Here is a 14,088-nt window from a genome sequence, read left to right as displayed (position 1 = left end):
CCCCTTCGAGCGGCTCTGGCCAGGCAGTGCTCACTGCACCATATTTCGACCCTTCAGTCTATTCTCCTGCCAGAAATTGAAGAGAAGCCAATATCGGCTTGTGCGCGAGTAGTTGACCGAGTGGTCTAACGTTCATAGCATGCGGCCACCGACTGAGGTGGCGCCTCATGGGGCCGCCACGCTTCAAGGAGGCACCACACGTGACGAAGCGCTGGAAGCAGCGTCCCTCGGGCTCGACCTGGGGCGACTGGGGCGAGGACGACGAGCTCGGACGCATCAACCTCCTGACCCCCGCGAAGGTCTTGGAGGGGGTGCGGGAGGTGGAGCACGGCATCACGTTCAGCCTCAGCCTCCCGTTGGACTACCCGGGCGGGACGGCCCTGAACCAGCGCCGATATCCGCCGATCCTCCGGCCGACCGAGGACCTGCAACACAACCAGGACGTCTTCTACAACGTCGTGGCGCGCGAGCAGATCAGCCCCCACCTGATCGACGTCTGGTCCGACGACGTCGTCACCCTGTGGCTGCAGTACTCGACCCAGTGGGACTCGCTGTCGCACCAAGGCGCCGAGTTCGATGCCGACGCGGACGGAGTGGCCGAGCCGGTCTACTACAACGGCTACCGGCCGGGAACTGATGTGATCGGGCCGCGCGAGGACGTCAAGGGGGACGGCAGCGGCAGTCTCAGTCACGCGCGCCACCTGGGTCTCGAACACATGGCGAGTCATGGCGTGCAGGGCCGCGGTGTACTCATCGACCTCGCGCATCACCTCGGCACGACCTGGCAACCAGTCGACCTCAAGACGCTCCGCGAGATCATGGCCGCCGACAACGTCACGGTCGAGCCGGGCGACATGCTGCTCCTGCACACCGGGTTCGCCACGCAGATCCTCGCGTGGGAGCGCGACCCCGATCCCGTGGCCATCCACACCACGGCCCCCTACCTCGATGCGCACGACCCCGAGTTGCTGCAGTGGATCGCGGACTCACAGATATCCGCGCTGATCGCGGACAATTACGCCGTGGAAGGGGTGATGGCGAGCGAGCGGACCGAGCCGCACACTCTGCTGCCCATCCACAACCTCTGCCTGTTCAAGTTGGGTGTGCCCCTCGGCGAACTCTGGTATCTGCATGACTTGGCCGTCTGGTTGCGCGAGCACGGGCGCAGCCGGTTCATGCTCACCGCTCCCCCACTCAATCTGCCCGGCACGCAGGGCAGCCCCCTCACGCCGGTCGCCACTGTCTGACTCGGCGTCCCCCTTAAGGGGTGCCGCTCGACACAGGTCGCGTCGGGCGGCACCCCTTCAACCGTTCAGACTGCCGCGATCCGCCGCAGCGTGTCGGCGATGGAGTCGCGCGAGGGCAGCCACTCCCTTTCGAGGGAGGGCGCGTACGGCGCCGGCATGGGAGGCGCCGCCACCCGTGTGACGGGCGCGTCGAGGTGCCAGAAGCCTTCGTCGACGGCGAGGGCAGCCAGTTCGGCGCCCACCCCGAAGTCCCGTACGGCCTCATGGGCGACGACCAGCCGATTGGTCTTGGCCAGGGAGGTGAGGACGGTCTCGCGGTCCAGTGGACTGATGGTGCGCAGATCGACGACCTCGACCCCGATGCCCTCGCCCGCCAGGACGTCGGCCGCGGCGAGGCCTTCCTGGACCATGCGGGACCAGGTGACCAGCGTGATGTCGTCCCCCTCCCGCACCACCTTGGCCTTGCCCAGTGGGACCAGGTGATCCGCCGGTGGGCGAGGCCCCTTCAGGCCGTACTGCAGGCGATTCTCGACGAAGACGACCGGGTTGGGGTCCTGAATGGCCGCGCGCAACAGCCCGTAGGTGTCGGCTGGATTGGAGGGCATCACCACCGTGAGCCCGGGGATGTGCGCCAGCAGTGCCTCCAAGCTCTGCGAGTGCTGGCTCCCGGAGGAACGTCCGGCGCCGAACTGGGTACGGACGACCAGTGGCAGCGTGGCCCGGCCGCCGGTCATGAAGCGCAGTTTGGCTGCCTGGTTGAGCAGCATGTCCAGGCATACGCCGATGAAGTCCATGTACATCACTTCGACCACGGGCCTCATGCCCGCCATGGCCGCGCCGACGGCGGAGCCCACAATGGCGCTTTCGCTGATGGGGGTGTCCCGTACTCGTCCGGGGAATTCGTCGGCGAGTCCGCGGGTCAGCCCGAAGACGTTCCCGCCCGCGCCGACGTCGATGCCGGCCACGAACACGTCCGGATCGGCGCTCAGTTCGTGCTGCAGCGCGAGGCGGACCGCGTCCATGGTGCGGAAGACTTCCGCGTCCGCGGCGGGAGGAGCCGGTTCGGCGAGGACCGGCCTGGGGGCGCTGACGAAGTCGTACAGGTCGGCCGGGTCCGGTTCGGGCAGGCCGCGCGCCCATTCCACGGCCGCATCGATCTCCTTCCCGATCTCCTCGTCGACAGCGGATATCCGGCCTTCGTCCACTCCTGCCGCAGTCAGATGCCGACGGGCGATCACCAGCGGATCGCGGTCCTTGGCCGCGGTGACCTCCTCCGCGCTGCGATAGCGCTCCGGGTCGCCCTCGTAGTGGCCGTGCCAGCGGTACGTCTCTGCTTCGATCAGGACGGGCCCGCCGCCGGCGCGCAGCCCCTCCACGATGTCCGTCATCATGCCTGCGACCGCGAGGACGTCGTTGCCGTCCACGTGCGCGTAGCCGATGCCGTAGCCGGCCGCGCGCGCGGACATCGGCGCACGGTGCTGGTCGGCCTCGGCCGAGAACTCCGAGTAGTGGTTGTTCTCGCACAGGAAGACAACCGGCAGGTCCCATACGGCCGCCAGGTTGACGGCTTCGTGGAACATGCCCTGGGCGACCGCTCCGTCACCGAAGAACGCCACGACGACATCACCGGCGGCGCGCAGCTTGGCGGCGGTCGCCACCCCCGCGGCGATGGGCAGACCGGCGCCCACGATCCCGTTGGCGCCGTAGATACCCTGGCCCGGATCCGCGATGTGCATCGAGCCGCCCCGGCCGTGGCAGGTTCCCGCCTCCTTGCCCATCAGTTCGGCCATCATGGAAGCCGTGTCCAAACCCTTGGCCAGGACGTGGCCGTGACCTCGATGGGTGGAAGTGATGCCGTCGCGCTCCCCCAACGGCCAGCAGGCGCCCACCGCGCTGGCTTCCTGACCGATGGAAAGATGCAGAAATCCTGGGATCTCGGTGGCCTTGTACAACTCGGCCGCGCGCTCTTCGAACCGCCTGATGCGGCTCATACGGCGGTACATCTCCAGAATATTCTCGGCATGTCCAGAAGGTGCGTACATGGACCGTGGCGACTCGTTCACGGGTGACCTCGCTCTGCTGGCCGTGGCAGGACGCATCAAGGCGCACGCTGCACTCGCGGATAATGTACCGTCTGGTCTAACAATGGAAAACGGGGAGGCGACACCACGGCTTCCCCACGCCGATGACAGCCCCGCAGCAAGGGTCAGGGGCCGTCCGACCAGGGGGACTTGCCTTGCCACGACCACCAGGACACGGACCTGAATTCGAGATCAGGCGCCAGAAGATCATCGACACGGCCGCCTCCCTGTTCGCCAGTCAGGGATACGCCGCCACCTCGGTCAATGACCTCGGCCGGGCCGTGGGGCTGGCGAAGGGCGCGCTGTACTACTACATCGGCTCCAAAGAGAACCTGCTCATCGAGATCCAGGGACGCGTCATGCGGCCGCTGGTGGCCCGCGCCCGGCAGATCGCCGGGCTGGAAGCCGATCCGCTGGTGCGGCTCCGGCTCCTCTCCGAGTCCCTGCTCACCATCATCTTCCGCAGGCTGGACCACATCTGGGTCTACGAGCACGACTACCGCAGCCTGACCGGGGACGAACTGCAGACGCTCCTCAACCAGCGCGCGGAGTTCGAGCAGTTGGTGATGACGCTCCTCAGTGAAGCGATGGACCGAGGGATTCTCCGGGCATTCACGCCGCGCCTGGCCATGCTGCAGTTCTTCAACCTGCATAACCACACGTATCAGTGGGTGCAGCCGGAGGGCGCGTGGGACCCGGCCTACCTTTCCCAGGAGTACTGCGCCACGCTCTTCCGCGGCTTCGGAGCTCCCGACCACACACTGCCGATCGTGGAGGAACGCGCCGCGGAGTTCAAGCGCAGCCACCCCGGTCACCCCCTGGACCCCGAGCACGCGTGGGAGCAGGACGTCGTTCCCGACTCCGCGTCCGCCGCGATCGGTTGACCTTGACCCCCGTGGTGAATCGTCACCCACGGGGGCATGACCCGGCGTGCTCACCGCTGTCCGAGCAGTTCCTTCGCGATCACGTTCCGCTGGATCTCGCTGGTGCCCTCGCCGATCTCCAGGATCTTGGCGTCCGCGAAGAAGCGGGAGATCTCGGATTCCCGTACGAAGCCGTATCCGCCGTGGATCTGCAGCGCCTGCGACGCGGCCCGGTTGGCCACCTCTGAGGCGAACAGCTTCGCCATGGCGGCCTCCTTGCTGTAAGGACGTCCCTGGTCGGCCAGCCACGCCGCTCGGTACACGAGCCAGCGGGCCGCCTCGTACTCGGTCCCGATATCCGCGATCTTGTGCGCCACCGCCTGGAAATTGGCGATCGGCCTGCCGAACTGCTGCCGCCCATTGGCATGGGTGATCGCCAGCCTGAGTGCGGCGCGCGCCAGGGAGATTCCGAGCGCGGCCACGCTGATCCGCCCGCGGTCCAGGACGGCGAGGAACTGGCGCAGCCCGCCCCCTTCCTCGCCGATCAGATGGTCCTCGGGGATCCAGCAGTCCTCGAACAGGAGCTCGCGAGTGTCCATGGCGTGCCAGCCCAGCTTCTTCAGGTTCCGGCCGCAGCTGTAGCCCGGGGTGTCGGTGGGCACGTAGAAGGTGGCGAAACGCTTACGCCCGTTCTCGTCGTGGCCGGTGGTCGCGAGCAGAGTGACGCCCTGACTGATGTCCGTGCCGGCGTTCGTGATGAACGTCTTGGCGCCGTTGATGCGCCAGCCGCCGTCCGCGCGACGCGCCGTGGTCGTGACTCCGGCGGCGTCGCTGCCCGCCCCCGGCTCGGTGAGCCCGAACGCGCCGATGGCCTCGCCGCGTGCCAGCGGAGTCAACCACCGCTGCTTCTGCTCGGGAGTGCCGTAGGTGAGCAACGGCAGCGTGGCGATGGTCGAGTGGGCGTTCCACGATGACGCGACGGACTGGTCGGCGACGCCGAGCTCCTCCATCACGGCGACGTAGGACACCATGTCGGAGCCCGCTCCGCCGTACTCCTCCGGGACCAACATGCCCATGAGGCCGAGCTCGCCGAGCTTGGTGAAGACGTGGGTGGGAAACTCCGCATTCTCGGACCACTGCGCCGCACGGGGTGCGATCTCGTTCGAGGCGAAGTCCCTTACCATGCGCTGTAGTTGGCGCGTCTCCTCGGGCAGGTCGAAGTCCATGTCACAGTCCCTTCGGGGTCAGTACGACCTTGAGGTGACGGGCCCGGTCGGCGGCCAGCTCGGCGAAGAGCCCGGCACCCGCCGAGAGCGGAAAGCGCCCGGTAAGCAGGGGGGCGGGGTCCAGCCGGCCGGTGCTCATCAGGCCGATGACCCGCGGGATGTCGAAGTTGTAGCCGAGCGTCCCGAGCACCGACCGCTCGTAGAAGACGAGTTGCCCCATGTCGAACTCCACGCTGCCGTGGCCCACGCCCGCGAGCACGACGCGGCCGCCGCGGCGCACTGTGGCGACGGCCTGCGCGGCCAATGCCGGGATGCCGGTGGCGTCGATCACGACGTCGGGGCCGATGCGCGCGGTGCGCAGGAACACCTCCCGGCGCACGTCCGTCGCGCCGGGGTCGAACACCTCTGTCACGCCGATGCCGTGCAGCAGTTCGCGCCGTCCCGCCAGCGGTTCGCTGACGTAGAGTCCACTCACTCCGGCGAGGCGTGCCGCCATCACCACAGCCGTGCCGATGGGCCCTCCGCCGAGCACCAGGACGTTGTCGCCCGGCCGGACGCCGGCACGGTCGACCGCGTGGAGCCCGACGGCCAACGGCTCGGCCAGCGCGGCGTGTTCGTCACTCACATTGTCCGGCAGGCGGGTCAGCCCCGAGAGCGGCACCGTGACCAGCTCGGCGAACCCGCCCGGTGAGGCGAGACCGACCGAGCCGCTCCGCGGGCAGATGTGGTAGTCGCCCCGCAGGCACCACCAGCAACTGCCGCAGCTCCAGACGGGATCCGCCGTGACCCTGTCGCCAACCTCGATGCCGGGTGCGGGGCCGCCGAGGGCAACGACTCTGCCGCTCAGCTCGTGCCCGAGGGCCAGCGGCGGGCCTTGTCCGGTCAGCGGGTGGGGCCCCGTGCGTATCATGTGCGGCCCGTCCAGGAACTCATGCAGATCGGTACCGCACAGTCCACACCAGGCGACCTCCACCACGGCTTCGTTCGGCGCCGGGGCGGTCGGCTCCGGTACGTCGTCGAGCCGCAGATCGCCCTTGCCGTGCCAGCGCAACGCCTTCATTCCTCGCCCGCCTCCTTGGTCCGGCCGTCGGGCGCAACCTCGAAGTTGGCGCGTCCGGGTCCGTGCTCGATGAAGGACTGGATGCCGTGTGTGGCGTCACGGGTGCCGAACACGCCGGTGAACAGGGATCGCTCCAGGGCGAGCCCCGCGGCGAGGGAAGTGTCGGCCGCGTTGTCCACGGCCTCCTTGATGGCTTCGAGCGCCGCCGCGGGGCCCTTCGCAAGCTCTCGGGCGTAGGCGCACGCTCGTGGGTACACGTCGGCGGCGGGGACGACCTCGTCCGCGAGACCGAGCCGCAGTGCCTCCGATGCTTTCACCCGTCGTCCCGTCATGAGCAGGTGTTTGGCCCGGGCCGGGCCGACCAGGCGGGTCAGTCGCTGAGTGCCACCGGAACCAGGCATGATCCCCAACTGGACTTCGGGCTGGCCGAACACAGCGTCCTCGGCGACGATCCGGTAGTCGGCGGCGAGTGCCAGTTCCATCCCACCGCCCAGTGCGTAGCCGGTCACCGCGGCGATGACCGGAACGGGGAGGCGGGCGACGTCGTCGAAGACCCGCTGCAACGCGCGGTTCCACCCACGCACCTGCCCGGGGTCCATCGCGGCCAGCGCTTTGATGTCCGCTCCCGCCGCGAACAAGCGCTCACCGCCGTAGACCACCACCGCCCGCACACCGGAGGCGCCGGTCAACTCCCTGACACAGTCAACGAGTTCATCCCGCTGTGTCGAATCGAAGGCGTTCATCGGCGGATTGTCGAGACGAATGGTCACCACCGATTCATCGCCGTCGGCACGGATACGCGCCACGCGCTGCCCTCCTCGTCCTCACAGGTCGAAGCGCTAGGCGCACGACCGGTTGTCGGTGGGCCCCGGCACCCGTACAGTGCGCCCAAGGTTTTATAGACCAATGGGTACACGAAATTCGGTGTACGAGCAACAGACCGGCTGGAACATTCGGTTCAGACACGGGAGAGCCGCCGTGCACAATTCCGCCAGCATCCTCGACTACCACGCGCAGCAGCGGCCCGATTCGGTCGCCATCACGCAGGGCGAACACGCTCTGACCAACCGCGAGTTGCACCGACGGGTCAACGAGTTGGCCGCTGGTGTGAGCGCACTGGGCGTACGCCGCGATGACGTCGTGGCGCTGCTCATGTACAACCGTCCCGAGTTCCTCGAACTCGTGCACGCTGTCAACCGTCTTGGCGCGGTGTTCCTACCGCTCAACTACCGCCTTTCGGAGGCGGAATGGCAGTACATCCTGCATCACGCAGGCGCCACGGCCGTGGTGACCGAGCGCGAGTTCCTCCCGGCCGTCGACCGACTCGCGCCCTCGCTGCCCGAGCTCCGGACCCGTGTCGTGACGGGCACCGAGCCGGTTCCGGATCCCTGGACCGGATACGAAGACCTGGTGGCACGCCACCCAGGCGCACATGTCGAACCGGCCGACGTGTCCGCCGATGACCTGCAACGTCTCATGTACACCTCGGGTACCACCTCACGCCCCAAAGGCGTGCGTGTCACCTACGGGAACGTGCACGCCAAAAACACGGCGCACATCGTGCATTTCGGAATCACGGCCGAGGACTCGACCTTGGTGTGCGGCCCGCTGTACCACGTGGGCGGCCTGGACATGCCGGCACTCGGGGTGCTCCACGCGGGCGGGAGCGTGGTGCTGCAACGCAAGTTCGACGCCCGAGATGTCATCGAGGGGATCGAGCGACACCGCGTGACGAATGTGTGGCTGGCACCCGCCATGGTCAATGAGGTGCTGAACGTCCCGGACCGCGAGTGGTACGACACCTCCTCCGTCCGATTCATCCTGGGCGGTGGCGAGAAGACCCCCGAACCCGTGCTGCGGCGCATCATGGCGGCGTTCCCCAACGCCTGGTTCGCCGACGCCTACGGGCTGACCGAAACAGTGTCCGGAGACACCTTCCTCGACCGCGACCACGCGCTGAGCAAGCTCGGCTCGGTCGGCCGCCCGGTACCGCTCACCCGGGTCAGAATCGTGGACGAACACGACAAGGAGGTACCGGCGGGCGCGATCGGTGAGATCGCGCTACGCGGACCCAAGGTCTTCGCGGGCTACTGGCGGGACGAGGCCGCCACAGCCGCGGTCCTGCGCGACGGCTGGTTCCACACCGGAGACATGGGACACGTCGACGACGACGGCTTCCTGTACGTCGACGACCGCAAGAAGGACATGATCCTCTCGGGCGGGGAGAACATCGCCACGCCCGAGGTGGAGCGGGTGCTCTACGAGCATCCGGCGGTGCTGGAGGCCGCCGTCGTGGGCATGCCCCATCCGCGGTGGGGCGAGGTGCCCCGCGCCTTCGTGGTGCTGCGCGACGGGCAGGTCGCGGAGACGGCCGAGTTGCGCGCCTTCTGTCTGGAACGGCTCGCCAAGTTCAAGGCGCCCGCCCGGATCGACTTCGTGGCGCTCCTGCCCCGCACCCCGTCCGGCAAGGTTCTCAAGCGCGAACTGCGCGACACCCCGTGGGAGGACCAGGCATGAGCACGGCGCACGGCGAGCTGCGCCTGGACGGGAAGTCCGCCTGGGTGACCGGCGCAGGCAAGGGGCTCGGCCGTGCCATCGCGACGGCGCTCAGCCACGCGGGCGCTCAGGTGGCCGTCACGGCGCGCACCCGATCCGACCTCGATCACCTGGAGGCCGAACTCGCCCGAGGCGGCGGCAAGGTACTGGTGCTGCCCGGTTCGGTGGCCGAGCCTGCGGCCGTACGCGACATGATCCGGTCGGTCGTGGACTGGAGCGGACGCCTCGATGTCGCTGTCAACTGCGCCGGAATCAGCCCGCACTTCACCCGTAGCGAGCACGTGTCCGACGACGACTGGCGCCACGTGGTCGACGTGAATCTCCAGGGCACGTTCTTCTGCTGCCGGGAGGCAGGCAGGGTCATGCTGGACCAACGCTCGGGGTCGATCATCAATGTGACCTCCGTACACGCCAGTACCGGGTTCGAGCGGATCGCCGCCTACGCGGCGAGCAAGGGCGGGGTCGAGGCACTCACCCGCGCACTGGCAGTCGAATGGGCGGACCGCTCGGTCCGGGTCAACGCGCTCGCCCCCGGCTACTTCCGCACCGACCTCAGCTCTGGGCTGCTGGACAGCCGCTGGGGCCGGCGCATCACGGACGCCACCCCCATGGGCCGAGTCGGAGAGGCGGACGAACTTGGCGGCGCCGCCGTCTACTTGGCCTCCGACGCGGCACGCTTCACCACCGGTTCCACATTGACCGTGGACGGCGGCTGGACCGCTCGCTGAGCGCTCCGGCACACCCCGCTCGATCGGGTTTCCCGGTGAGCGGAACACCTCGGCCCGAGGCCGACGCCCCCTGGTTACGTTCAACCAACGGGTGCATTCCTGACGCAAGCACTATGCGAGCGATGTCAATACATCATCAGCATGATGGGAGAATTCGGATGGCCGTCAGCTCTCTGGGCTACCTACGCCTCGAATCCACTGACACCACGAAGTGGAAGACGTTCGGTGCCGACTTCCTCGGGCTGATGCCCGTCGAGAACGCCGAGACCGAGACCCTCACCTTCCGCATGGACGATCACCCCGCACGCATCGCGGTGGCACCCGGCGCGCAGGACCGGATGACGGCGCTCGGCCTCGAGGTCATCGACGAGCGCGAACTGGCCCGCCTGGCCAAGGCCGTCGAGAAGACCGGCATCAAGGTGGCCGCCGGCACGCCGGAGGAGTGCGCGGAGCGCAATGTGAGCGGCTTCGTGAAGTTCAACGACCCGGGCGGCAACCCGGTGGAGCTCTACTGGGGCGCCGTGCTGAACCATGTGCCGGTCCGCACGCCGCTCGTGTCCCGGTTCGTGACCGGTGACCAGGGGTTCGGGCATGCGATCGTCTCGGCCGAGGACGCGCGGTCGGCCTTCGACTTCTATGTGGAGACGTTGGGCTTCATCGAGCGCAACACGATGAAGAGCCCCGGTGGCACCACGTGGTTCATGGGCTGCAACCCGCGCCACCACACGCTGGGCATCACCCCTGCCCCCGGGCCCGGCCGGCTCCTCCACTTCATGGTGGAAGGCGCCGACCTGGACGACGTGGGCCTCGCCCTCGACCGGGCGCAACGCATGGAAGTGCCGATGATGCACTCGCTCGGCAAGCACACCAACGACCGCATGGTCTCTTTCTATGTGTGGTCGCCGGAGAACTACGCCGTCGAGTTCGGCTGGCAGGGCCTGCAGGTGCCCGAGCCGACGCCCGTCTACGAGATCACCGACGGGGCCTTCTGGGGTCACCACTTCACTCCGCCGCCGCAGCCGGCGGGCTGAGGTTGTGCTGGGGCGGTCCGTCGCACCGCCCCAGCGCTTCGCCCTTCGGACTGGCAATGGACGACCGGGTCACCATAGGAGCCGACAGCGATGCAGCTGGAGCCCACACCCCTACTGGACGCGTTCCGGCGCGAAGTACGGGATTTCATCGCCACTCACGCGCCGGGCATCAAGTTCCATACGGGAGTGCGTGCTCCGGCACCACGGCAGCTGCCGGCCATCCGCTCGTGGACGGCTGAGCTGTACGCGGCCGGTTACCTGGGCATCGACTGGCCGGCCGAGTACGGGGGCCGCCCCGACGCGCACCCGCTGGAGCCGTTCGTCGTCGCCGAGGAGATCGCCCGGGCTCGCACATGGCCGCCCATAGGGGCCGCGACCCTAGCGGCCGCCGCACTCATCGACTTCGGCACCCGTGCCCAGCGCGACCGCTTTCTGCCCCGCATCAGGTCCGGTGAGGACATCTGGTGCCAGCTCTTCAGCGAGCCGGAGGCAGGCAGCGATCTCGCGGCGCTCCGGACCCGTGCCCGGCGCGAAGGCGACGGCGATGAGGCTGTCTTCGTCGTCGACGGACAGAAGGTGTGGACCACCAACGGGCAGCACGCCGGCATGGGCTATCTGCTGGCGCGCACCGACCCTGACGCGATCCGGCACCGCGGGATCACCGCCTTCGCCCTGGATATGCGCTCGCCGGGCGTCGAAGTGCGGCCCTTGCGGGAGATCACCGGCACCACCGACTTCAACGAAGTCTTCCTCGACAGCGTCCGCATCCCGGCCTCCCAGGTCATCGGCGAGGTCGGCGGCGGCTGGCGAGTCGCCATGAGCAGCCTGTCCCGCGAACGCTCGGGGGTGGCCGCGCGCGGCGTCGAGCTACACATGCACCTGGCCGAACTGTGCGAACTCGCAGCGCGGCGGGGTGCGTTGAACGACCCCGCGACCCGTCGCGAGCTGGGGGCTCTCGCTGCCCGGGTCGAGGTGAACAGCGCGGTGCTCGCCCTCATGCGGTCCCGGACGACACACGGCACGGAGCAGCCGGCCGACGCGCCCCTCGGAAAGATCCTCTTCAGTGAGCTCAACCACGACCTCACCGAGTTCGGCACACGTGTCCAGGGCAGCGACGGACTGTTGACCGAGGACGATCCGCAAGCGGAGGCCGGGGGCTGGTGGCAGGACGCCTTCCTGTACGCCCGGGCGTACACCATCGCGGGCGGCGCCAACGAGGTCCTGCGCACCCAGATCGCGGAGCGCGGACTCGGTATGCCGCGCGAACCCCGCTGAGGACGACCACGATCGGAGCAGTCGCATGGATCTCAAGACCGTCCTGTACGACGTCGCAGAACATGTCGCCACCATCACTCTGGACCGGCCACAGGCGCTGAACAGCTTCACCCAGGAGATGCTGGAGGACTTCGCGGCGATCTGGCGGACCGTCAAGGACGACGACGATGTGCATGTCGTCGTCCTTCGCGGCGCCGGGGACCGTGCCTTCAGTACCGGCATGGACGTCAAGGAAGGCATCGACCGGCATTCCAACGTCTGGTCGCAGACCGACCCCGGCGAATACCTCTCGCCGAAGCTGAACCAGGTCTGGAAACCCGTCGTGTGCGCGGTGCAGGGCATGGCCGCGGGCGGCGCCTTCTACTGGCTCAACGAGGCCGACATCGTCATCTGTTCGCAGGATGCGACGTTCTTCGATCCGCATGTCAGCTATGGGCTGACCGCGGCCTTGGAGCCCATCGGGCTCGCCCGGCGCATACCCCTCGGCGAGGCCCTGCGGATCGCGCTCCTCGGCCTCGACGAGCGTGTCACCGCGCGCCGTGCCCTGGAGATCGGACTCGTCAGCGAGGTCGTGCCGAACGATCAGCTGTGGGAACGGGCCGCCGAGCTGGGTGCCGCGATCGCCGCGAAACCCCCTGCCGCCATCCAGGGCACCGTACGTGCGATCTGGGAGTCCCTGGACTCCACCCGTACCCAGGCACTGCGCACCGGGCTGTCGTACACCCAGCTCGGCAATCCCCTGGGCAAGGCGGAAGTGGATCGCTCGGCGGTGGCGCGCGACCAGTGGAGGGCCCGGTGAACCCCGCGGGTCATACCCCGCACGTCGCGTCAGGACCGGAGAGTGGAACATGAACTTCGAGCTCAACGACGAACAGGTACTTATCCGCGACTCGGTGCGTGAGCTACTGGCCGACCGTGCGCCGATCACACGGGTGCGTGAACTCCTGGACAGCGACCAGGACGTCGACTCCGACCTGTGGAAGGCGGCCGTCGAGGCAGGGTGGACGGGGCTGACCCTGCCCGAGCGCTTCGGCGGAGCGGAACTGGGTCTGGTCGAACTCGCGCTGCTGGCACAGGAAGGGGGACGCGCTCTCGCGCGCGGCCCTCACCTCGGCACCGCGTTGGTCGGCGCCGCTCTCGTGGACGAGGGCGAGGCCGGTACGGCCGCCGAAGTTCTGCCGGAACTGGTCGCGGGCCGCGCGTGGGCGGCGTGGGCCTTCGCCGAGCCCGGTATGGCGTGGAGCCTGGACGGGGTGCGGGCCGTCGCCCGCCGCGACTCCGACGGGTCGTACGTCCTGGACGGAGTCAAGACAGCCGTGCAGGACGCGGGTGGCGCACGCTGGATTCTCGTGACCGCTCTGGACGGGGGCGAGCCGACCTCTTTCCTTGTGGACCGCGCGGCTCCGGGCGTGACCGTACGCCGCCAGAGGGTGATCGACCCGACGCGCACGTTCTACGAGGTCCGCCTGGCGGGGGTACGTGTCCTGGGAGGTCGGCGGTTGGGCGGCGGACCGACGGCAGTGCAGAGGCTGCTCGACAAAGGGTCCGTGCTGCGGTGCGCGGACGCGCTCGGCACGATGGAGCGCCTGCTGGAACTGACCGTCGAGCACACCTCCTCCCGCGTCCAGTTCGGGCGCCCCATCGGCAGCTTCCAGGCGGTCAAGCACGGCTGCTCCGACATGGCGCTGACCGTGCACGGTGCGTTCGCGGCGACCTACTACGCCGCGATGGCGGCCGATCACGACCCGCAGGGCCAAGACGCCGCCCGAGCGGTCAGCGCCGCCGCCGCGTTCACCGCCGAAGGCGCCACCGAGGTGTCCGGGCGAGCCCTCCAACTGCACGGCGGCATCGGCTTCACCTGGGAGCACGACCTGCACCTGTATCTGCGCCGGGCACGAGCGGACGCCGTCCTGCACGGTGACGCGGCCCTGCACCAGGACCGGCTCTGCGCTCTGCTCACCGGGGCCTCGTCCGACACCCGCCGATGACGCACGGGGACCCATTCCCAACCCAGCAGCGTG

Annotated in this window: 12 protein-coding genes; 8 read left to right on the top strand and 4 right to left on the bottom strand. The window is 68.6% G+C overall.

Translation table 11 applies throughout. The annotated features are described in order from the left end of the window. Positions 1–200 precede the first annotated feature (200 nt). Positions 201–1,247 carry a cyclase family protein gene (locus tag AB0J02_RS33625; protein WP_363197615.1) on the top strand — a complete coding sequence of 349 codons (1,047 nt, stop codon included), beginning with the start codon at positions 201–203 and terminating at the stop codon, positions 1,245–1,247. Positions 1,248–1,312: 65 nt separating this feature from the next. On the opposite strand, the gene AB0J02_RS33620 is transcribed toward AB0J02_RS33625, so the two are convergent. Then, positions 1,313–3,238 carry a dehydrogenase E1 component subunit alpha/beta gene (locus AB0J02_RS33620; protein WP_363197614.1) on the bottom strand — a complete coding sequence of 642 codons (1,926 nt, stop codon included), beginning with the start codon at positions 3,236–3,238 and terminating at the stop codon, positions 1,313–1,315. A gap of 245 nt (positions 3,239–3,483) precedes the next feature. On the opposite strand from AB0J02_RS33620, the gene AB0J02_RS33615 reads away from it, so the two are divergent. Next, on the top strand, positions 3,484–4,212 hold the full coding sequence (locus AB0J02_RS33615; protein ID WP_363197613.1) for a TetR/AcrR family transcriptional regulator: 729 nt from the start codon (positions 3,484–3,486) through the stop codon (positions 4,210–4,212). A 50-nt stretch (positions 4,213–4,262) separates the two neighbouring features. Here the strand turns inward: AB0J02_RS33615 and AB0J02_RS33610 are convergent, their stop codons facing one another. From AB0J02_RS33610 to AB0J02_RS33600, 3 genes are read right to left on the bottom strand one after another with little or no spacing between them, the layout of a single operon-like run. Further along, on the bottom strand, positions 4,263–5,417 hold the full coding sequence (locus AB0J02_RS33610; RefSeq protein WP_363197612.1) for an acyl-CoA dehydrogenase family protein: 1,155 nt from the start codon (positions 5,415–5,417) through the stop codon (positions 4,263–4,265). A gap of 1 nt (position 5,418) precedes the next feature. Then, positions 5,419–6,477 carry a 2,3-butanediol dehydrogenase gene (locus AB0J02_RS33605; protein WP_363197611.1) on the bottom strand — a complete coding sequence of 353 codons (1,059 nt, stop codon included), beginning with the start codon at positions 6,475–6,477 and terminating at the stop codon, positions 5,419–5,421. Next, positions 6,474–7,283: an enoyl-CoA hydratase-related protein gene (locus AB0J02_RS33600; RefSeq protein WP_363197610.1), complete on the bottom strand. Its 810-nt coding sequence runs from the start codon at positions 7,281–7,283 to the stop codon at positions 6,474–6,476. The genes AB0J02_RS33605 and AB0J02_RS33600 overlap by 4 nt, the downstream gene beginning before the upstream one ends. 172 nt (positions 7,284–7,455) lie before the next feature. On the opposite strand from AB0J02_RS33600, the gene AB0J02_RS33595 reads away from it, so the two are divergent. The 6 genes from AB0J02_RS33595 (at position 7,456) to AB0J02_RS33570 (ending at position 14,055) form a co-directional block, all read left to right on the top strand. Next, positions 7,456–8,994: a long-chain fatty acid--CoA ligase gene (locus AB0J02_RS33595; RefSeq protein ID WP_363197609.1), complete on the top strand. Its 1,539-nt coding sequence runs from the start codon at positions 7,456–7,458 to the stop codon at positions 8,992–8,994. Continuing rightward, positions 8,991–9,761, top strand: a complete 771-nt coding sequence (locus AB0J02_RS33590; RefSeq protein ID WP_363197608.1) for an SDR family oxidoreductase — start codon at positions 8,991–8,993, stop codon at positions 9,759–9,761. Before AB0J02_RS33595 ends, AB0J02_RS33590 begins: the two co-directional genes overlap by 4 nt. Before the next feature lie 158 nt (positions 9,762–9,919). Continuing rightward, positions 9,920–10,792 (top strand): VOC family protein, encoded by an 873-nt coding sequence (locus AB0J02_RS33585; RefSeq protein WP_363197607.1) that lies wholly within the window; start codon positions 9,920–9,922, stop codon positions 10,790–10,792. A gap of 90 nt (positions 10,793–10,882) precedes the next feature. Next, positions 10,883–12,067 (top strand): acyl-CoA dehydrogenase family protein, encoded by a 1,185-nt coding sequence (locus tag AB0J02_RS33580; protein ID WP_363197606.1) that lies wholly within the window; start codon positions 10,883–10,885, stop codon positions 12,065–12,067. Between the two features lie 25 nt (positions 12,068–12,092). After that, the gene (locus AB0J02_RS33575; protein ID WP_363197605.1) at positions 12,093–12,866 is read left to right on the top strand and encodes an enoyl-CoA hydratase/isomerase family protein; all 774 of its coding nucleotides are present in this window, start codon (positions 12,093–12,095) and stop codon (positions 12,864–12,866) included. A 49-nt stretch (positions 12,867–12,915) separates the two neighbouring features. After that, positions 12,916–14,055, top strand: coding sequence for an acyl-CoA dehydrogenase family protein (locus AB0J02_RS33570; protein WP_363197604.1), 1,140 nt, complete (start codon positions 12,916–12,918; stop codon positions 14,053–14,055). The last annotated feature ends 33 nt before the right edge of the window (positions 14,056–14,088 follow it).

It is taken from the genome of Streptomyces sp. NPDC050264, assembly GCF_040655895.1.
In the GTDB taxonomy this organism is placed as follows: domain Bacteria; phylum Actinomycetota; class Actinomycetes; order Streptomycetales; family Streptomycetaceae; genus Streptomyces.
Note: the sequence above shows the minus strand (reverse complement) of the source record. Positions and strands in the feature narration are given on the sequence as shown.